General features: G+C 74.1%; 16 protein-coding genes. 14 read left to right on the top strand and 2 right to left on the bottom strand.

Annotation, left to right across the window (positions count from 1 at the left end):
* Positions 1 to 24: 24 nt before the first annotated feature.
* Both AB0F04_RS17850 and AB0F04_RS17845 read right to left on the bottom strand, forming a co-directional pair.
* On the bottom strand, positions 25 to 300 hold the full coding sequence (locus tag AB0F04_RS17850) for a DUF3253 domain-containing protein (RefSeq protein WP_362042542.1): 276 nt from the start codon (positions 298 to 300) through the stop codon (positions 25 to 27).
* Positions 301 to 425: 125 nt separating this feature from the next.
* A complete protein-coding gene (locus AB0F04_RS17845; protein ID WP_362042540.1) occupies positions 426 to 3653 on the bottom strand; it encodes a BTAD domain-containing putative transcriptional regulator in 3228 nt (1075 codons plus the stop codon).
* Between the two features lie 500 nt (positions 3654 to 4153).
* Between AB0F04_RS17845 and AB0F04_RS17840 the strand changes: the two genes are divergently transcribed.
* From AB0F04_RS17840 to AB0F04_RS17775, 14 genes are all read left to right on the top strand, one after another.
* Positions 4154 to 5041 (top strand): NAD(P)-binding domain-containing protein, encoded by an 888-nt coding sequence (locus tag AB0F04_RS17840; protein ID WP_362042538.1) that lies wholly within the window; start codon positions 4154 to 4156, stop codon positions 5039 to 5041.
* Between the two features lie 229 nt (positions 5042 to 5270).
* Positions 5271 to 5795, top strand: coding sequence for a hypothetical protein (locus AB0F04_RS17835; protein ID WP_362042536.1), 525 nt, complete (start codon positions 5271 to 5273; stop codon positions 5793 to 5795).
* Positions 5788 to 6825, top strand: coding sequence for a hypothetical protein (locus tag AB0F04_RS17830; protein WP_362042534.1), 1038 nt, complete (start codon positions 5788 to 5790; stop codon positions 6823 to 6825). Before AB0F04_RS17835 ends, AB0F04_RS17830 begins: the two co-directional genes overlap by 8 nt.
* Positions 6826 to 7221: 396 nt before the next feature.
* On the top strand, positions 7222 to 8283 hold the full coding sequence (locus tag AB0F04_RS17825; RefSeq protein ID WP_362042532.1) for an N-acetylmuramoyl-L-alanine amidase: 1062 nt from the start codon (positions 7222 to 7224) through the stop codon (positions 8281 to 8283).
* Positions 8284 to 8542: 259 nt separating this feature from the next.
* Entirely contained in the window at positions 8543 to 9799 is a 1257-nt protein-coding gene (locus AB0F04_RS17820) for an ATP-grasp domain-containing protein (protein ID WP_362042530.1), read from the top strand.
* Positions 9796 to 10638, top strand: coding sequence for a DUF364 domain-containing protein (locus tag AB0F04_RS17815; RefSeq protein WP_362042528.1), 843 nt, complete (start codon positions 9796 to 9798; stop codon positions 10636 to 10638). Before AB0F04_RS17820 ends, AB0F04_RS17815 begins: the two co-directional genes overlap by 4 nt.
* Positions 10635 to 11723 (top strand): pyridoxal-phosphate dependent enzyme, encoded by a 1089-nt coding sequence (locus AB0F04_RS17810; protein WP_362042526.1) that lies wholly within the window; start codon positions 10635 to 10637, stop codon positions 11721 to 11723. Before AB0F04_RS17815 ends, AB0F04_RS17810 begins: the two co-directional genes overlap by 4 nt.
* Positions 11720 to 12772: a dipeptide epimerase gene (locus AB0F04_RS17805; protein WP_362042525.1), complete on the top strand. Its 1053-nt coding sequence runs from the start codon at positions 11720 to 11722 to the stop codon at positions 12770 to 12772. The genes AB0F04_RS17810 and AB0F04_RS17805 overlap by 4 nt, the downstream gene beginning before the upstream one ends.
* Positions 12756 to 13991: an MFS transporter gene (locus tag AB0F04_RS17800; RefSeq protein ID WP_362042523.1), complete on the top strand. Its 1236-nt coding sequence runs from the start codon at positions 12756 to 12758 to the stop codon at positions 13989 to 13991. The genes AB0F04_RS17805 and AB0F04_RS17800 overlap by 17 nt, the downstream gene beginning before the upstream one ends.
* Complete coding sequence (locus AB0F04_RS17795; RefSeq protein ID WP_362042521.1) at positions 13988 to 14776, top strand: class I SAM-dependent methyltransferase; 789 nt, start codon at positions 13988 to 13990, stop codon at positions 14774 to 14776. Before AB0F04_RS17800 ends, AB0F04_RS17795 begins: the two co-directional genes overlap by 4 nt.
* Before the next feature lie 15 nt (positions 14777 to 14791).
* On the top strand, positions 14792 to 16357 hold the full coding sequence (locus AB0F04_RS17790; protein ID WP_362042519.1) for an ABC transporter substrate-binding protein: 1566 nt from the start codon (positions 14792 to 14794) through the stop codon (positions 16355 to 16357).
* Positions 16354 to 17313, top strand: coding sequence for an ABC transporter permease (locus AB0F04_RS17785; protein WP_362042518.1), 960 nt, complete (start codon positions 16354 to 16356; stop codon positions 17311 to 17313). Before AB0F04_RS17790 ends, AB0F04_RS17785 begins: the two co-directional genes overlap by 4 nt.
* A 29-nt stretch (positions 17314 to 17342) precedes the next feature.
* Complete coding sequence (locus AB0F04_RS17780; RefSeq protein WP_362042516.1) at positions 17343 to 18182, top strand: ABC transporter permease subunit; 840 nt, start codon at positions 17343 to 17345, stop codon at positions 18180 to 18182.
* On the top strand, positions 18179 to 19735 hold the full coding sequence (locus tag AB0F04_RS17775) for an ATP-binding cassette domain-containing protein (RefSeq protein WP_362042514.1): 1557 nt from the start codon (positions 18179 to 18181) through the stop codon (positions 19733 to 19735). Before AB0F04_RS17780 ends, AB0F04_RS17775 begins: the two co-directional genes overlap by 4 nt.
* The last annotated feature ends 37 nt before the right edge of the window (positions 19736 to 19772 follow it).

Here is a 19772-nt window from a genome sequence, read left to right as displayed (position 1 = left end):
CGACCCGGTCATGCGGCCGGGCCGTCACCGGCCCGTGCGGCGGATACGGATGGGGCCGCGCGCCTCGGACTCCGCGACGGGCCGGCCTGCCCGGGTCACCTCGGCCTTGCCGGCCGCCACCAGACGCCAGGCCGCTCTGCGGGCCGGTTCCATCAGAGCCCGCCAGCCTTCGTCGTCGCCTTCGTAGGCCTCGCGGGCCGCGTCGGACGGACAGATCGAGGACGTGGGCGCACGTCGCTCCAGCAGGTCCATGATGACCTGCTCCAGCCGCAGGGTGAGCTGCCGATCCGTCCTGGCCACGCAATCCAGTGTGGCACCGTTCGCGCGGGCGCGGCTGTCACGCACGCGGGTGCCGGCGCCGGCGGGGACCGGCATCCGCGACGATCACGACGTGCCCGGGCGGGGGCCGGCGGAGGGCTGCCGGCTCACGGTGTCGGCGGGTGCCCCTCCGCCAGGACTTGCGCCTCATGGCTGCGCCGGGTGCCCGCCGTGAACTCGCTCGTGTACGTCTCCTCGTCCATCGTGGCGCGCAGCCGGGCCGCGATGCGCTCCACGTCCCCCCGCTCCGCCGGGGGGTGCGGGGCGCCGGCCCGTTCGCGGGCCGCCGCTGCCGTGCCGAGGAGGCGGGTCGCCCGTCGCGTCGCCCCGGACAGGGAGTACGCGCCTGCCAGGCCCTCGAGGGCCAGCGCGATCGAGCGGGGGTCCTTGGTCGTCGCGGCGGCTGCGAGGCCGTCCCGGTGACAGGCCAGGGCTCGGTCGGCGTCGCCGCGCTGTTCGGCGATGAAGCCCAGCTCGGCCAGGACCAGCGCGAGGCCGGGGCCGTCCCCGCGGCGGCGGTTCCAGGCGAGCCAGGGCCGCAGCCCCTCCTCGGCGGCGTCCAGCCGGCCCTGGCGGCGGGCGCTCAGCGCGAGGCCCAGCGCGGCGAACTGCCGGGCCGGCTGGTTGCCCTGCCCGACCGCGATCCGCAGCGCGCGCGTGTGCAGGTCGTCCGCCTCGTCGTAGCGCCGGGTGAGCAGGGCGAGCCGGCCGAGTCCCGACAGCTTCGCGGACATCTCCGGCCAGGTCTCCAGGGCCTGGGCGATCCGCAGGCTCTCCCGGTGCAGCCGGCCCGCCAGGCCGTAGTCACCGTTGATCTCGGCGAGCCTGCCGAGCACGTCGGTCGTCTGCAGCCGGCCCCACAGGTCGCCCAGCTCGGCGAAGTGGGCGCGGGCCTCCTCGGCGTTGCCGCGCAGCGACTCCAGGTCCCCGCGGGCCAGGGCGAAGCACGCGCGCGTGGTCAGCGCCGCGGCGGTGCCCCACGCGTCACGCAGGGTGCGCAAGCGGACCAGGACCCGCTCGACCCGCTGTTCCCCCTCGGCCAGCGCCCCCACCGTCCACTGCGCGTGCGCCAGGAACCACTGGGCCCTGGCCGACTCCAGGGTCGGCTCCGGCGGGCGCTCCTGCGGGGCGTCGCACTCCCGGTCGTGCTCGCCGAGCAGCAGACGGATGCCCGTGTACCAGAACTCCGCCTCCACACGCTCCCCGGGCGCGGCCTCGCCCGGCGTGTCCAGGGCCGTCGCCAGCGCCCTGCGCGCCTCGCCCAGCCGGCCGCGGACGTACCAGTACCAGGTCAGCGAGTTGACCAGGCGCAGCGCCTCCTGCGCGGCCCCGGACCGGCCGGCCTCGGCCAGCGCGCGCTGCACGTTCGCCCCCTCCAGGTCCAGGTACTGCAGCCAGCGGGCCTGCTCCCGCCCGTGCAGATGCGGCCGGGCCCGCTCGGCGAGCCGGACGCAGTGGCGCAGGTGCCGGGCGGCGGTCTCGCCGTGCTCACCGGACTCGGCGAGCTGGTCACGTGCGTAGAGCGCGACCGACTCCAGCAGCCGGTAGCGCGGGCCCTGCGGCCCTTCCGTGCGGACGGCCAGGGAACGTTCCACGAGCAGGCTCAGCGCGTCGAGGACGTCGGCGGGGGACACGCCGCCGCCGGAACACACGTCCTCGGCGGCGCGCAGCCCGCAGCCCTCGCCGAACACCGACAGCCTGCGCAGCACGGTCCGTTCCCGGTCGTCGAGCAGGCTCCAGCTCCAGTCGAGCGTGGCCCGCAGCGTCCGGTGGCGCGAAGGGGCGTCACGATAACCGCTGTTGAGCACCCTGAAGCGGTCGTCGAGCCGGTCGTGCAGCTCCGAGATGCCCAGCGACCGCACGCGGGTGGCGGCCAGTTCCAGGGCGAGCGGGATGCCGTCGAGGCGGCGGCAGACATCCGCGATGAGCGGGGCGGTGGTGGCGTCCAGCGCGAAGTCCGGGTCCGTCGCCCTGGTCCGGTCCACGAAGAGACGTACGGCTCCCGCGCTCGTCAGGGCGTCGAGATCCGGCTCGTTCCTGGAGGGCAGCGACAACGGCGCCACCGGATACACCGTCTCGTCACGGGTTCGCAGGGGTTCCTGGCTGGTCGTCAGAATGTGCAGGTGCGGGCCCCGGCTCAGCAGCAGGCCGGTCAGGTGCGCGACGGCCTCCACGACGTGTTCGCAGTTGTCCAGCACGAGCAGCAGCCGCCGCCCGGCCAGCGCGTTCGCCAGCCGGTCCACCGGGCCCTCGGCGTCGTCGGCGGGGTTCTCCCGGATGCCCAGCGCCGCCATCACCTGTTCGGCCAGCGCCTCCGCGCCGGCGAACCGCTCCGGGCCCCCGGCGTCCGCGAGCTCCACCAGCCGGGTGCCCTCGCCGAACGCGCCCGCCAGACTCTCCGCAGCGGCCTGGGCCAGACGCGTCTTGCCGACCCCGCCCGGGCCGGTGAGCGTCACCAGGCGGCGCTGTAAGAGCAGGGCCCGGATCGCCGGGACGTCCTGCTCGCGGCCCACCAGAGCCGAACCCGTGGGCGCCGGGCCCGCCCGCGTCACCGCCGCGGACGGCGCGAGCGGCTCCGGCCGGGCCGGAAGCGGGTCATGGCGCAGGATGGCCCGCTGCAGCGCCTCCAGGGACGGCCCCGGTGTCAGCCCCAGCTCCTCGTCGAGCCGGCGACGCAGGTCGTCGAAGCAGTCGAGGGCGTCGGAGGAGCGCCCCGCCCGGTACAGCGCCCACATCAGCGCACCCCGCAGGCCCTCGCGCAGCGGATGCTGCTCGACCAGCTCCGTCAACTCGCCCAGCAGCGGGCTGTGCTCCCCCAACTCCAGCCGCACCGAGGTGTGTTCCTCCACCGCCGTCAGGCGCTCCTCCTCCAGGCTCGCCGCCGTCGGCCGCACCGACGGCCGGTCCGCGAACTCGGAAAAGGCGGGGCCGCGCCACAGTGCCAGCGCCTCGGTGTACAGCGCCGCCCGCTTCACCGGGTCCGCGCCGGACCTGGCCCGGCCGACCAGTTCGCGGAACCGCCCGGCGTCGAGCGCACCGGCCGGGATGTCCAGGACGTATCCGGGCGGCCGGTGGACGATCAGTTCCCGGCCCCCCGCCTGCGCGTCCTCCAACACGCGCCGCAGCTGGGAGACTTTGGCCTGGAGCGACGCCGTCGGCCGGGCCGTGAAGGCCGAGCCGCCCCACAGGTCCTCGATGAGCCGCGCCGCCGGGACGACCTGCCCGCGGTGGGCGAGCAGATCGGCGAGGAGCAGGCGCACCTTGACTTCGGGGACCCGCACGAAACGACTTCCGTCCGTGCGCACCTCCAGCGGCCCCAGCACCCCGAATTCCATGATCTCAGCGTAACCGGCCGACGACCGGCGCCGACGTGCGACGAAAAGGGCTCGACCACCGTCCCGAAGGGCTTTCCCGCAGCGTTTCCGAAGTCGTCCGAAGCGAATCCGAAGGGGCAGACGCCAAGGTTTTCGAGAGGAATGCGGTTCGGCGCCGGCGCGGGAGGCGGGGGCAGGTGGTTGAGGAGGCACGACTGCGGCCGGCGAGCATCATCGGCGGCATCAGGAGGGGCCGGTTCGGGCACGTCGCGGCGGAATGGCCGGCCTCACGGGCCCGGTTGCGCCCCGACTCGGACGTGGACGTCGTAGACCTCGCCACGGCCCGGCCGGCCGACGTGACGTCCGCCGGAGGGGGGAAGGCCGTGGTGTGCGGCCCGACCGGCTTCGCCGCCCAACCGGCCAAGGAGCCTCTGAGACGGCGCCCTGGACCTCTTTCTCACCGGCGCGTTCAGCGTGCCGGTTCGCTCAGCACAGCCACTTCGTACTGGAGGAACTGATTCATGGGTGACAACCACACCGCGGTGTCGGTGCTCGGCCTCGGCCTGATGGGGCAGGCCCTGGCGGCCGCCTTCCTGAAGGCGGGTCACGCCACCACCGTGTGGAACCGTTCGGCGGACAAGGCCGACGGCCTCGTCGAGGACGGCGCTGTCCTCGCCGCGACCCCCGCCGACGCCGTGGCCGCGAGCGACCTGGTGATCGTGTGCGTCTCGACGTACGACGTGGTGCACGACGTCATCGGCTCGCTCGGGGACGCCCTGCACGGCAAGACCCTCGTCAACCTGACCACGGGCTCCTCGGAGCAGGCCCGGCAGACCGCCGCGTGGGCGGCGAAGAACGGCGCGCAGTACCTCGACGGCGCCATCATGATCACCCCGCCCGGCATCGGCGCCGAGACCTCCGTCCTCTTCTACGCGGGCGACCGGGCCGTCTTCGACGCCCACGAGCCCGTGCTGAAGCTCCTCGGCGGCGGCACCACCTACCTCGGTACCGACCACGGCAAGCCCGCCCTGTTCGACGTGTCGCTGCTCGGCCTGATGTGGGGTGCCCTCAACAGCTTCCTGCACGGCGTGGCCATCGTGGAGACCGGCGGCGTCAAGGCGCAGGAGTTCCTGCCCTGGGCCCACATGTGGCTCGACGCCATCAAGATGTTCACGGCCGACTACGCCGCCCAGATCGACGCCGGCGACGAGAGGTTCCCGGCCAACGACGCCACCCTGGAGACGCACCTGGGCGCGCTCAAGCACCTCGTCGAGGAGTCCGAGGCCCTCGGCGTCGACACCGGACTGCCCAAGTACTCCGAGGCGCTGATGGAGGGCATCATCGCCCAGGGGCACGCCAGGAACAGCTACGCCAGCGTCGTGAAGGCGTACCGCCGCCCCAGCCGGTAGGCAGCGGGCCCGGTATCGGCTGCACCCTTGACGAAGGGCCGGTCGCGGCTTCACCGCCGTTACCGGCCCCTTCCCGTGCCGTCGAGCCACTGACACCCGCGGGCGCCGCGCACGCCGCAGGCCGGACTGGCGACGCTCCCCGATGACGCACCCCCGCATTGCCCCGCCCTCCCGGGATGCGGTTGGATCACCGAACCGGCTGAACGAGACAGTGATCCGAGGAGAGTTGATGGCAGCAGAGGGGGAGCGGCCGGAGAGCACGTCCACGGGCCACACCGGGGAGGCGGCCGCACACTTCACGACCGGTGGCGGCGCGTGGCCCCCGATGCCCGCTCCGCGCACGGACGAGGACGCCGGCGCACTCCTCGACGTGCTCACCGAGGTGCGGTCCGACCTCGCGCGCCTGCAGGATGCGGACGAGATCAGCGCGTTGAGAGACCAGTGCGACGCGGCCGTGGACGAGATCTCCCGGACCGGTCGCGTCACGCTCGACCTCGTCGCCCGGCTCCGGGACCGTCTCGCGGCAGCCGAGCCGGTCCGGTCGGTCCTGGCCTCCGGTGCCGCTCTCGCCCTGACCCTCGACCGGGTGGAGGGCCGCCTGCGTACGCCGCGCCTCGCCGAGGAGCAGATGAGCCGGGCCCGGCCCGCCGGTCGCGCACGCCCCGGCGGGTACGGAACCCCGGCCGGTCACACCCCACCCGGACCCAGCACCGGCTCCGACGACGACGAATGGCCCGACCCCGCCGATGGGTGACATCGCCAAGGGGGTGCTGGGCGGGGCCTGGACCCTGCTCGTGGGCTGGATCCTGCCCACCGCGCTGAACCTGGCCGTCTTCCTGCTCGCCGTCGCCCCGAGCCTTCGCGGCCTCGGCCCGCTCGAACGGCTGCGCGGCGCGAACGGACCAGGCACCGGTATCACCCTGCTGATCGGGGCGCTGCTGCTCGGCCTCGTCGCCAACGCCTGCCAGAACGCGCTCTACCGGGTCCTGGAGGGGTACCTGCTGTGGCCGGCCCGGGCCTTCGAGGCCGGCTGCCGCCGCAGCCGCCGGACCAGGGCGTACCTCGCGGACCGGCTGACCGTGCTCCGTCTGGAACGCCGCGCGGCCGAGCAGGGAGCGCTGGGGCCCGGGGACGCGCAGGAGCTCGCCGGGCTGCTGGCCGACCCGCGGCTCGCCCGGGCCGCCCGGCGGGACCGGCGCCGCACCGCTGTGCAGCGCGGGCTGCTGCGCGAGCGGTTCGCCCGGTTCCCGATCGCCGACGACCAGATCGCCCCGACCCGGCTGGGCAACGCCATCCGCCGCTTCGAGGAGTACGGCTGGGACCGCTACCGCCTCGACACCCAGTTGCTGTGGAACGAACTCACCGGCTGCGTCCCGGACCAGATCCGCCGCCAGAGCGAACTCGCCCGCGCCAGCGTCGACTTCTTCGTGGCCCTGCTGTCCGGCCACGTCGCCGTGGCCCTGGCGGCTGCTCTCGCCCTGGCGGTCGGGAGCCGGCCCGACCGGCTCGCCCTGGTGAGCACCCTCGTCGTCCTCACCGGGCTCGTTCCGGTCTGGTACCGGTCGGCCGTCACGGCCACCGACGAGTGGGCCGCGGCCGTCCGTGCGCTGGTCAACACCGGTCGCAAACCCCTCGCGGCCTCGCTCGGTCTCGCCCTCCCGCAGACCCTCGCCGCGGAACGCGCCATGTGGACGATGGTGTCCCGGCTCTCCCGCATTCCCTACCACGAACGCGCCGCGGCCCTGGACCCCTATCGCGCCGAACCCACCACCGACCCGGTCTGACAAGCCTCGTCCCGGCTCGCGGACGGTCGCGATCCGGTCGCCCGCGGCTCCGGCCGGGCCCACGGTCCGGTCGTGGGCGGCCTGCCGAACCGGACGCCCGCACGGCCGGGCGGCCCCGTCGCGGCACGCCGGGCGCACCGGACGGGGGCGAGGCGGTGCCGCCCGACGCCTCTCCCCCCGGTGACAAGACGTCGCAATCGCGCCGTTTTCGGTACGTGGCGTACGGCGAGGTGAGCGACGGCTCGCGCGGCGGGAGAATGGTGAGTGCCTGACAGCGGCACTGCGAGAGCAGGCAGCTGCCAGAGTGTCAGGCCTGCTCCGACATCAGGCCGCCCCCCACATGTGATCGGACCGTCTTCAGACCGGCACGCACGCGCCGGAACGGAGGACTGACTCATGGCCACCCCGCTCACCGCCGCCCGGCTCGTCGCCGCGTTGAAGGCCGAGGGCTGCACCGTTCGCGAAGTCGCCGGCTGGCGCACCAACAACCGCAACCACAAAGGACCTTGGGGTCCCGTACACGGCGTGGTGATCCACCACACCGTCACCGGCCCCGGCACGGACGTCGTCGGGCTGATCTTCCACGGCCACAGTGCTCTGCCCGGCCCGCTCGCCACCGGGTGCATCACCAAGGACGGCGTCGTCCACCTCACCGGCAACGGCCGGGCCAACCACGCCGGCGGCGGGGACGGCGACGTCCTCGACGCCGTCATCGGCGAGTCGTACGGCACGTATCCGCCCCCGACGCACGAGCACGACGGCTCGGCCGGCTCGGTCGACGGCAACGCCCGCTTCTACGGCTGGGAGTGCGAGAACAAGGGCGACGGCAGGGACCCGTGGCCGCCCGCCCAGTACCTCGCGATGGTCAAGGCGACCGCCGCGGTCTGCCGCGCGCACGGCTGGGGCCCCAAGAGTGCCATCGGCCACCTGGAATGGAGCGACTGGAAGGTCGACCCGCGCGGATTCGACATGGCCGGCTTCCGCCGGGACGTCGCCGATGCCCTGGCCCTCCCGGCGGGCCGGTGGGAAGGAGAGGACCCCATGCCCCAGTACGTCAACCTCGGTGCCGCCGAGCCGTACGACCTCGCGCCCGGCGCGTGGGACTCGGTCGAGTTCACCGCGGAATGGACCGACGAGACCGGCGACCACGCCGCCGGGGGAAGCGTCTTCGCCCGCGGCCCGGCCCGCTTCGGCGGAACCCTCAGCCTGCACATCGACGGACTGCCGGCCGGTGCCGTCGTCCAGGCGCGCATGACGGAGTACGAGGACGACGAGCAGCGCGTGGACCACCCGATCCACGAGATCGTCGGGACGGGCGGCGGCACCTTCGTGGTCGTGCCCGTGACGAAGCGGGTCGCGTCGGGCCGGAGCATGCGGGTGCGGCTGCTGAACCAGGGCGCCGTACCGGTCACCGTCGTCAGCGCCGTACTGACCGTGCTGGTCTGGAAGGAGACCTGAGCGCCGGAGGGTCGTGACGAGGGCGAGGGGCTCTGGGAGCCCCTCGCCCTCGACGCGTTCGGCAGGCGGTGAGGCGGCGAGGTGGGGTGGCCGGGCCGCGGGGGCGGGGTTTCGCGGGTCCTCCGGAAGATCTTTCGCCCAATCAGATGACAATGAAAATGGTTATCGGTAGCGTCTCCGGCGGTACCCCGCGTCCTCCCCGTCGAGGGCCCGCCGGGCTGCCCGCATGCCTCGAACTCATCGTGAAGAAAGGGGAGTCGTGGCTCATCTGTTGGTGGTCGAGAGCTGGGTCGGTTCCATGAGCCGACTGCTGCCGAGGGCGATCCGGGAGAACGGGCACGCGTTCACGTTCCTCACCCGCGATCTGCACCACTACCTGCGCTCGGCACCGGAGGGGACGGCCCATCCGCTGCTCGGGGCCCGCCACATCATCACGTCCGACACCAACGACATCGAGGCGCTGCTCCCGGAGGCCGAGCGGCTGCACGGCGTGCTCGGCTTCGACGGGGTCGTCACCTCCTGCGACTACTACCTGCCCGCCGTGGCGCGGATCGCGGAGCGGCTCGGCCTGCCCGGCCCGGGGGCCGAGGCGGTCGGCGACGCCTGCCGCAAGGACGCCACCCGCCGCGTCCTGCAGGACGCCGGGGTGCCCGGACCGCGCTTCGCCGTGGCGGAGGAGTGGGCCGGCATCGCCCGGGCCGCACACGGCATCGGCTATCCGCTGGTCGTCAAGCCGGTCGACCTGTGCGCGGGCATGTACGTGCGCCGGGTCGACGACGAGGCCCAACTGGCTGCCGTCTGCCGCGAGTTGGACGGCTTCCCGCTCAACGCCCGCGGCCAGCGGCGCACCCCCGTGGTGCTGCTCGAAGAGCTGCTGGACGGGCCCGAGGTGAGTGTCGAGACGGTGTCGTACGGCGGCGCGGTCCAGGTGGTGGGCGTGACCGACAAGAGCGTCGCCGGCGCACCCGCCTTCGTCGAGACCGGGCACATGTTCCCGGCCGCCCTCCCGTCCGCCGACGCCGAGGCCGCCGAGCAGACCGCCCTGGCCGCGCTCAAGGCCCTCGGGCTGACCGACGGGGTCGTGGCGCACACGGAGATCAAACTGACCTCCGCCGGACCACGCGTGGTCGAGGTCAACCCCCGGCCGGCCGGGAACCGCATCACCGAACTCGTACGGCACGTCACCGGGATCGACCTCGCCGCCGCCTGCGTGGACGTCGCCCTGGGCCGCGCGCCCGACCTGCGGCACACGGACACCGGGCTGCGCAGCGCCGCCATCGGTTTCCTGGTACCGGGATCGTCGGGCACCCTCGCAGCGCTCGACGGCCGCGGGACCGAAGACCTGCCCGGGGTTCTGGAAGTGCAACTCGCCGAGCCGGGACGGGCGGTGAAGGCCGCGGGCAGCAACAACGAGTACCTGGGGCACGTCATGGCCGGCGACCCCGACGGGCTCGGGGCCCGCGCCCGCGTCGAGACGCTGCTGGACGGACTGCGGGCCGGGCTGGTGATCCGGTGACCACCGCCCTCACCGGCACCTGCCGGTCGTACGAGGACCTGGTGGGCCTGGTGCGCGCCGGGGTCTTCGGGCCCGACCCGGGCGCCCTGCGCATCGCCGTCGCGTTCACCACCCGCCAGGCCGTCCGGCACGACGGGCGCGGCACCGGCTACCGCAACGAGGTCCTCAGCCTGCGTCTGGCCGCGGCCGTCGGCTCCTGCGCGGTCGAGCCCGGGACACTGCCGGACAGCGCCGTCGAGGAGTGCGTGGGCGCGGACGTGGCCGGGCTGCTGGAGCACCCGCTGCCACCGGTGCGGGTGGCGGCCCTCGACGCCTACCTGATGCACGTCCTGCCGCACACCCCGGAGCACGGGGCCACGCCGGTCGCGCTGCCGGGCGGGTCGTCGCTGGAGAAGTCCCGGGCCCGGGCGAACGCCGTCGCAGATCTGCTCGACCTGCCGCCCGGCGCCACCGTCCTCGTGGTCGGGGTGGTCAACTCCCTGCTCGAAGCGCTGCGTTCGCGCGGACTGCGCTACGTGCCCTGCGACCTCAAGGGCGAGCGCACCGAGTGGGGCGAGCCGGTCGTCACGGACGCGCTCGCCGCGGCGGAAGGGTGTGACGCCCTGCTCGTCTCCGGCATGACCCTGGGCAACGGCACCTTCGAACCGCTGCGGCGGCACGCGCTCGCCCACGGCAAGCAGCTGGTGATGTTCGCCCAGACCGGGAGCGCCGTGCTGCCCCGCCTCCTCGGGCAGGGCGTCACCGCGGTGTGCGCGGAGCCGTACCCCTTCTTCTGGCTGGACGGCGGCCCCGGCGTCCTCCACCACTACGACGGCTCCTGTCCGGGAGGCCGGCGATGACCACGACCGCCGTCCTGCCCGACGCCCGCCGCGAGCTGCTCTCGCTGGTCGGCAGAACCCCGCTGGCCCGGATCGCCGCCGACCTGCCGGGCCCGCACCCCGGTTTCTGGGCCAAGCTCGAAGGACTGGCGGCGGGCGGGATGAAGGCCCGGGCCGCCGTGTCCATGCTGCTGGGCGCCCGCGACCGCGGCGAACTGCTGCCCGGCGCACCGGTCGTGGAGTCCACCTCCGGCACGCTCGGCATCGGCCTCGCCTTCGCCGGACAGGCACTCGGCCATCCCATCGTGCTGGTCGGCGACCGCGAACTGGAACCCTCCATGCGGCAGTTGCTGCTTTCGCACGGGGTGCGGCTGGAGATCGCCGGCCGTCCGGCGGAGCGGGGCGGCTGGCAGGCCGCCCGCCTCGCCCTGCTGCGCGGCCTGCTCGCCGAACTGCCCGGCGCCTACTGGCCCGACCAGTACAACAACCCCGACAACACCGCCGGCTACGCCTCCCTGGCCGCCGAACTCGCCGTGCAGCTCGACCACCTCGACATCCTGGTGTGCAGCGTCGGCACGGGCGGGCACAGCGCCGGCATCATCGGCCCGCTGCGCCGGCACTGGCCCGCCCTGCGACTCATCGGCGTCGACTCCACCGGCTCCACCATCTTCGGCCAGCCCGCCCGGCCCCGGCTGATGCGCGGCCTGGGCAGCAGCATCCACCCGCGCAACGTCGCCTACGACGCCTTCGACGAGGTCCACTGGGTCGGCCCCGCCGAGGCCGTCGACAGCTGCCGGCGGCTGGCGCGGGGCGCCTTCGTCAGCGGCGGCTGGAGCACCGGAGCCGCGGCCCGGGTCGCCGCCTGGGCGGCCCGCGTCCACCCCGGGGCGGTCGTCGCCACCGTCTTCCCCGACGGCCCGCACCGCTACCTCGGCACCGTCTACGACGACGACTTCACCACCGCTCACGGCCTCGATCCGTCGACCGCGGCCACCCGGCCCGTCGAGATCCCGCACCCGTACGCGGCCGAGGCCGCCGGCTGGGTCCGCTGCACCAGGGTCACCGACCCGCTCGCCGCCCCCGGCCGCCGAAAAGAGCGCCCGTGAAGTCCCGTCTGCGCACCGTGCGCCTCGAACTCACCGAGCCGCTGCGCATCTCCCGTTCCGTCATGGCCGCACGCGACGCCGTCTGGCTGACCGTCGAGCACGACGGACTGCGCGGCCACGGCGAGGCCGTCACCAGCGTCTACTACGGACTCGGCACCGACCGGCTGATACGGCTCCTCACCGCGGCGGACCCCGGCCGCTTCGCCGATCCGGAGAGCGCCCTGGAGGCGCTGCGAGCGGGGGAGTGGCCCGGCATCGACGTGCCGGCCGCCGTGACCGCCGCCGTCGAGTCGGCGCTGCTCGACCTGGCCGGCAAGCGGGCGGGTGTCCCCGTGCACCGCCTCCTCGGGGCCGCCGAACCGCCCGTCGCGGCCACCGCACGCACCATCGGCATCACGACCCCCGGCCGGGCGGCGGCGCAGGCACGCCGTCTCGCCGCGAGCGGCTTCGAGATCATCAAGGTCAAAGCCGGCGCCCCCGACCCCCAGGACGACATCGAACGGGTCCGCTCCGTCCGCCGCGCCGCACCCCGGGCCCGGCTGCTCCTGGACCCCAACGGCGCCTGGTCCATGGCGCAGGCGGCCGCCCTGCTGCCGCGTTTCGCCGACCTCGGGGTGGAGGCCGTGGAGCAGCCCGTCGCCCCCGGCGACCCGGACGCCCTGGGCGCCCTCGCGGAACGCGCACCGCTGCCCGTCATCGCCGACGAGGACGCCGTGGACCTGGACGATGTGCGCCGCCTCGCCGGACGCGTCCAGGGCGTCAACGTCAAACTCGCCAAGTGCGGCGGCGTGCACACCGCCCTGCGCATCGCCGAGTCGATCGAGGGCAGCGGCACCGCACTCATGCTGGGCTGCCTCACCGCCAGCACGCTCGGCCTGGCTCCCGCCGTCCACCTGGCCGGCCGCGCCCGCTGGGCCGACCTCGACGGACACCTGCTGCTCGCCCACGACCCGTGGAGGGGCATCGGCGGAGGCGACGGCGTCGTACGGGCGAGTGGCTCTCCGGGGCTGGGCGTCGAGGAGGTGGCGGCACGTGAGGACGTGGCATGAGATACGGCGCTTCCCACCCGCCGTGCGGCTGCTGCTGGTCAACCAGTTCGGCGTCAACACCGGCTTCTATCTGCTCATCCCCTACCTCGCCACCCACCTCACCGAGAACCTCGGCCTGTCGGCGGCGGTCGTCGGCGTCGTCCTCGGCGTGCGCAACCTCAGCCAGCAGGGCCTGTTCATCATCGGCGGCTCCGCCTCCGACCGGCTGGGCGCGCGCGGCGTCATCATCGCCGGATGCGCCCTGCGCACCCTCGGGTTCGCGCTGTTCGCGCTCGGCGACGGGCTCGCGGTGCTGCTCGCCGCCGCCGTGCTCAGCGGCGTCGCCGGGGCGCTGTTCAACCCGGCCGTGCGGGCCTATCTCGCGCAGGAGGCGGGGGAGCGCAGGGCCGAGGCGTTCGCCCTGTTCAACGTGTTCGCGACGACCGGCGCGCTCGTCGGGCCGCTGCTGGGCAGCGTGCTGCTCCTCGTCGACTTCCGTACGTCCGCCCTGACCGCCGCCGGGATCTTCGCGGTGCTCACCGTGGCCCAGGCCCTCGTCCTGCCCGTGCGCAAGGCCGAGCCGAGTGCGGGTGGCGTCCTCGGGGACTGGCGGGAGGTGCTCGGCAACCGGGCGTTCCTGGCCTTCTCGATCGCCGTGGTCGGCCTGTTCACCCTGGAGAGCCAGCTGTATCTGCTGCTGCCGGACAGGGCGAGGCAGGCCACCGGCTGGGACGGGGCGGCAGGCGTGGTCTTCCTCGTCGGTACCGTGGCGAACCTGGCGCTCCAGCTGAGGATCACCCGAATACTCAAGTCCCGTGGTAGCAGGGCTCGTTGGATTTCCGGCGGTCTCGCGGTGATGGGGCTGGCCTTCCTGCTGCCGGCCTTCGGCCCCGGCCTGCTGCCGCTCCTGGCCTGCGCCCTGCTGCTCTACCTCGGCCTCATGGCCGCCCAGCCGTTCGTCATGGAGCTGATCCCCGGCTTCGGCCGCCCCGAACTGACGGGCACGTACTTCGGGATCTTCTACGTCGTCTCCGGCGTCGCCGCCGCCCTCGGCAACGCCGCCGTCGGCTGGGCCATGGACACCGGAGCGCGGAACGCCGTATGGCTGCCCTGGGTGAGCTGCGCGCTCTGCGGCCTCGTCTCCGCGCTCGGCGTGGCCTGGCTGCACCGGCTCGGTGCCCTGCCCGCCCGCGGCGCCCCCCAGGCCGCCGCCCCGGCCGGGGAGAGGAGCACGGCATGACGAGCGGCAACCTGCTCACCGACCACCCCGCGCTGTACGAGGCCCGCTTCCCCGACGCCGAACGACGGGCCGCCCGCTGGACGGAGGACCGCCTGCGCCACCACGGCGCCGGGCCACGCGTGCTGGACATGGGCTGCGGTACCGGCCGCGACGCCGCCGGACTGCACCGGGCCGGCCGGACCGTCACCGGCGCCGACCTCTCCGACGCGATGCTCGCCCACGCCCGCGCCCACCATCCCGGACCCCGGTACGTCCGGGCCGACCTGCACGGTTTCGATCTCGGCCGGTCGGCGTTCGACGCCGTCGTCTGCCTGGACAGCTCCCTGCTGTACTGCCACACCAACAACCAGCTCGACGGCTTCCTCGCCTCCTGCCGCCACGCCCTCGCCCCGGGCGGACTGCTCGTCGCGGAGATGCGCAACGGCGCGTACTTCCTGGGCCGGACCGGCCTGCTGGAGCGGCCCGTCGTCGACGCGTTCACCTGGCAGGGCATCACCTACCGGTCCACGACGACCCTCACCCTCGACCGCGCCGCCCAGCTCCTGCGCCGGACCCGAACATGGACCACCGGCGACTCCTCCCCGCCCGTCAGGCAGCACTCCGCCTGGCGCCTGCTGTTCCCGCACGAACTGCGGCACTTCCTCGCCGCGCACGGATTCGAGGTGCTCGAACTCCACGACGGCCCCGGCCCGCGCACCGAACCCCCCTGGCCGGAGGCCACCTCGCCCGGCACGGCCACCGACGGCGACCGGCTGCACCTCGTCGCGCGGCTGCACACCCCCTGACACGAAGGACCAGTCATGGACGACAGACCCTTTTCCGGCCTGCACCGCCGCGGCTTCCTCGCCGCGACCACCGGCGCCGCCGCCCTCGCCCTCACCGGCTGCGGCGGCACCGACGACAAGGCGGCCGGCAGCGGCGACGGACCGCCCCGGCGGGGCGGACGCCTGCGCGCGGCCTTCGCCGGCGGCGGCGCGAGCGAAACCCTCGACCCGCACCTGGCCAACCTGTTCGCCGACGTCGCCCGCGCCAAGGCCCTCTACGACAAACTCGCCGACTACGGCGCCGACCTCTCCGCCCGGCCCCGCCTCGCCGAGAAGTGGGAGTCCGACAAGAACCTGGACCACTGGCGGGTGACGCTGCGCCAGGCCACCTTCCACGACGGGAAGCCGGTCACCGCCAAGGACGTCCTGTACAGCTACCGCCGTATCGCCGACCCCGAGAAGGCCTTCCGTGCCAAGGCGTCCCTGGAGCCCATCGACCTCGACGCCAGCCGCGCCACGGACGAGCGAACCGTCGAGTTCGTCCTCAAGCGCCCCACGGCCGAATTCCCCAACATCCTCGCCGCGTTCGGCGCGTACATCGTCCCCGAGGACGCCACCGGCTTCGACGACAAGCCCATCGGCTCCGGCCCCTTCCGGTTCGTGTCCTTCACCCCCGGCCGCTCCGCCGTCTTCCGCCGCTACGAGGACTACTGGGACGGCGCCCCGCACCTCGACGAGATCGAGTTCGTCGTCGCCAACGAGGAGTCCGCGCGCGTCAACGCCCTCCTCGCGGGACAGGTCGAGTACGCGCACGAGCTCAACCCCACCACCGCCCGCGCCCACGAAGGCCGGGGACAGATCGAGATCGTGCGGCTGCGCAACAGCGCCATGCAGGCGTTCTGCATGAAGACCGACCGGCCGCCCTTCGACGACAAGCGGGTGCGCGAGGCCTTCTTCCTCATCGCCGACCGGCAGGAACTCGTCGACGGCGCCCTGTCCGGCGCCGGCGAGGTCGGCAACGACCTGTTCGGCAAGGGCTACGAGTACTACGCCTCCGCACTGCCGCAGCGCGAGCGGGACCTCGACCGCGCCCGGGCCCTGCTCAAGCAGGCCGGCGCCGAGAAGCTGAAGGTCACCCTGGACACCTCGGCCGTCGCCGCGGGCTTCACCGAGGCCGCGAGCATCTTCCGCGACCAGGCCGCCGAGGCCGGCGTCACCATCGACGTGAAGACAGGCAGCAAGGACTCCTACTGGAGCGACATCCTCGACGGCGGCACCCTGTGCTGCTACCGCTCCGGTGCCATGCCCATCGAGGCCCACATCTCCCAGCGCCTGCTCACGAACTCCACGACCAACGCCACCAAGTGGCACCACAAGGACTTCGACGCCCTCTACCAGCAGGCCCAGTCCACCCGGGACAAGACCGAACGGACCGCTGTCTACACGCGGATGCAGCGCCGCCTGTACACCGAGGGCGGCTTCCTGATCTGGGGCTTCGCGGACTGGATCATCGGAACGGCACGCAAGGTCAGGGGAGTGGAGACCAAGGCCCCCGCCAACACCCTCGACTGGGCCCGCTTCGACACGGTGTGGCTGGCGTGAAGCGGAGCGGTCCGCGCTCGTTCGTCGCCCGGCGGCTGGTGCTCGGTGCCGTGCAGACCGTGGCCGTCGTGCTGCTGGTCTTCGCGCTCACCGAGGCGCTGCCGGGCGACGCCGCGGTCGCCCTCGCGGGCGACCAGCCCGACCCCGCCCGCATCGCCGCGATCCGCGCGTCCATGGACCTGGACCGGCCCGCCCACGAACGCCTCGCGGACTGGGCGACGGGCATGTTGCACGGCGACTTCGGCACCTCCCTGACCTCCGGCCGCCCGGTCAGCGGATACATCGCCGACGGTTTCGGCCCGAGCCTGCTGCTGGCCGCCCTCACCCTCGCCCTGCTCGTCCCTCTGGGGTTCGGGCTCGGCGTGCTCGCCGCCCGCCACGAGGGGCGGCTCGTCGACCGGTTGATCAGCTCGGCGACGCTCGCCGTGTACGCCGTTCCCGAGTTCGCACTCGGCGTGCTGCTGGTGACGGTCTTCGCGCTGAAACTGACCTGGCTGCCGCCGACGGCGGTCGGCTTCGGCACGGACCTGCTCGGCCACCCCGCCGTGCTGGTGCTTCCCGTGCTGGTCCTGCTGTCCCGCCCGGTCTGCTCCCTGTCCCGGCTGGTCCGCGCCGGCATGGTCGACGCCCTCGCCTCGCCGTACGCGGCCCACGCCCGCCGCTACGGTGTCCCCGGCGCCCGCGTCCGCTACGCCCACGCGCTGCCCAACGCCCTCGCTCCGGCTGCGCAGCAACTCGCCCGCACCGTCGACTGGTTGCTGTGCGGGGTCATCGTCGTGGAGGCGCTGTTCGTGATCCCCGGCCTGGGCACGGTCCTCCTCGACGCCGTCGCCGAGCGGGACGTGCCCGTGGTGCAGGGGCTGGCGGTGGTGTTCGGCGTGCTGACCGTCGTACTGAACCTGGGCGCGGACGCGCTGGCGTACCGGCTGACGCCCCGGGCGGGGGTGGCGGCGTGACGGCTGACGCGCCGGGCGGGGGTGGCGGCGTGACGGCTGACGCGCCGGGCGGGCGTGGCGGCGTGAGGGTGACGCGCCGGTTCCTCCTCGGCCTCGTGATCGTCGCCGCCCCCGTCCTGCTCGCCCTCCTGGGACCCCTGTTCGCCGGTGCGCCCGGCCCCCGCGCCGCCTCCTTCACCCTCGGCGGCGGCCACTGGCTCGGCACCGACTTCGTCGGTCGCGACGTCTCGCGGCAGGTGCTGCACGGCGGCCGCACGGTCGTGCTGACCGCGCTCGCCGCGACGGCCCTCGCCTACCTCGTCGCGCTGCCGGTCGGACTCGCCGGCGCGCTCACCCACGCGCGACGCCTGGAGGACCTGCTGATGCGCCCCCTGGACGTGCTGCTCGCCGTACCGTCGCTGCTGCTGATCCTGCTGGTGGCATCCGTGTTCTCGCCCGGCGCCACGGGTCTCGCGCTGCTCGTCGCGCTGGTGAACGTGCCCGACGCCGCGCGGATCGTCCGGGCCGCCGCGGCCGAGGCCGCCTCCCGGCCCGCCGTGGAGGCGCTGCGCATGCAGGGCGAGACGTGGTGGCGCGTCGCCGTCGGCTACGTCGGCCGCTCGGCCCTGCGCACCCTGGCCGCCGACGCCGGCATCCGGCTGACGGGTGTGCTGTACCTGGTGTCGACCGCCGCGTTCCTCGGTGTGGGAGTCGCCCCGGACGCCGCCGACTGGGCGGTCATGGTCGACCGCAACCGCACCGGACTCCTCGTGCAGCCCTGGGCGGTCGTCGTCCCCGCACTGCTGATCGTCGCCCTGACGACGGGCACCAACCTGCTCTTCGACGCCGCACTGGAGAAGAGCCCGAGAAGGAAGGGACGGCGGCCGTGAACGACGCCACGGACCCGGCGGAACCCGCCGCCGAGATCAACGGCCTGCGGGTGGAGATCGACGGCCGGGCGATCGTCGACGGAGTGCGCCTGCGGGTGCTGCCCGGCCGGGTGACCGCCCTGGTCGGTGCCTCCGGCAGCGGCAAGACCACCATCGGGCTGGCGCTGCTGGGGGAGTACCCGGCCGGTGCCCGCGTCACGGGGGAGGTGCGCCGGCCGGGAGAAGGCCCGGTGGGCTACGTGCCCCAGCACCCGGCCGCCGTGCTCAACCCGGCCCGTCGCATCAGCGCCCTGCTCGACGACATCGCCCGCCCGCAGGTGCGCCATTTGCCCCGCCCCGAACGCCGTGGCGCGGCTCGACGACTGGTCCTGCGAGCCCTTTCGGAGGCACAACTCCCTGGTCCCGCGGACTTGTTGCGGCGTTACCCGCACCAGCTCTCCGGTGGCCAGCAGCAGCGTGTCGTCCTCGCCCAGGCCCTCCTCCTCGGCGCCCGGGTCATCGTCGCCGACGAACCCACCACCGGGCAGGACGTGCTCACCAAGAGGGCCGTCGTCGACCGGCTGGCGGCGGTCGCCGCCCGCGGTATCGCGGTCGTCCTGCTCAGCCACGACCTCGACGTCGTCCGCGCGCTCGCCGACGACGTCCTCGTCCTGCGCTCCGGTCAGGTCGTGGAGTCGGGCCCCGTGGAGCGGCTGTGGAAGGCACCTCGCCACGAGTGGACCCGCCGGCTGCTGGAGGCGCAGCGCCCGGCACCGCGGGTCGACGCACCCGTCGACCCCGGTCAACCCGTCCTCGAGGTACGGAGTCTGACCGCCGTGCACGACCCCGGGACCACCGTCCTGCGCGTCCCGCACCTCGCCCTGCACCCCGGCACCTGCCTCGCCGTCGTCGGCCGCTCCGGCAGCGGCAAGACCACCCTCGCCCGCTGCCTGGCCGGACTGCACCGCAACCACGACGGCGAGATCCTGCTCGACGGCACCGCACTGCCGCGCAGCCTGCGCCGCCGCGGCCGGGCACAACTCGCCGCCGTGCAGTACGTGTTCCAGGACGCCCTGGCCTCCTTCGACGAGCACCGGCCCGTCCTCGCCCAGGTCGCCCGCACCGCCGTCCGGCTGCGCGGCACCGCCGAGGACACGGCCACGGACGAGGCCCGCGCCACCCTCACCCGCCTCGGCCTCCCGGACGAGCTCACCCGCCGCCGCCCCGGCGAGCTGTCCGGCGGCGAACTCCAGCGCGCCGCCCTCGCCCGCGCCCTCCTCGCCCGGCCCCGGGTCCTGGTGTGCGACGAGATCACCTCCGGCCTGGACACCGTGAGCCGCCGCGGCCTCCTCGACCTGCTCGCCGGCCTGGTCCGCGACCGCGGCGACCTCGCCCTCGTCCTGATCACCCACGACCTGGACACGGCGGCCCTCGCCCACCGCATCGCCGTACTGGACGCCGGTGAACTCGTCGAACAGGGCCCTGCCCAGCAGATCCTGACCGCACCCCGGCACCCCCTCACCACGGCCCTGCGGGAGACGATCGCCCGTCCCGGTACGTACACGCGGGCATGAACCGAAGCGAGCCATGTCCGTTACGAGTTGAACGAAC

The organism is Streptomyces sp. NPDC029041 (assembly GCF_040637515.1).
Classification (GTDB): domain Bacteria; phylum Actinomycetota; class Actinomycetes; order Streptomycetales; family Streptomycetaceae; genus Streptomyces.
The sequence above is the reverse complement of the archived record's forward strand: the minus strand, read 5'-3'. Positions and strand labels throughout refer to the sequence as shown.

What these genes read in the sequence shown, in the direction of transcription:
- AB0F04_RS17830 (WP_362042534.1), top strand. Translation starts at nt 5,788, where the DNA reads ATGGGTGACATCGCCAAGGGGGTGCTGGGCGGGGCCTGGACCCTGCTC.
- AB0F04_RS17795 (WP_362042521.1), top strand. Translation starts at nt 13,988, where the DNA reads ATGACGAGCGGCAACCTGCTCACCGACCACCCCGCGCTGTACGAGGCC.
- AB0F04_RS17825 (WP_362042532.1), top strand. Translation starts at nt 7,222, where the DNA reads ATGGCCACCCCGCTCACCGCCGCCCGGCTCGTCGCCGCGTTGAAGGCC.
- AB0F04_RS17840 (WP_362042538.1), top strand. Translation starts at nt 4,154, where the DNA reads ATGGGTGACAACCACACCGCGGTGTCGGTGCTCGGCCTCGGCCTGATG.
- AB0F04_RS17845 (WP_362042540.1), bottom strand. Translation starts at nt 3,653, where the DNA reads ATGGAATTCGGGGTGCTGGGGCCGCTGGAGGTGCGCACGGACGGAAGT.
- AB0F04_RS17790 (WP_362042519.1), top strand. Translation starts at nt 14,792, where the DNA reads ATGGACGACAGACCCTTTTCCGGCCTGCACCGCCGCGGCTTCCTCGCC.
- AB0F04_RS17810 (WP_362042526.1), top strand. Translation starts at nt 10,635, where the DNA reads ATGACCACGACCGCCGTCCTGCCCGACGCCCGCCGCGAGCTGCTCTCG.
- AB0F04_RS17835 (WP_362042536.1), top strand. Translation starts at nt 5,271, where the DNA reads ATGGCAGCAGAGGGGGAGCGGCCGGAGAGCACGTCCACGGGCCACACC.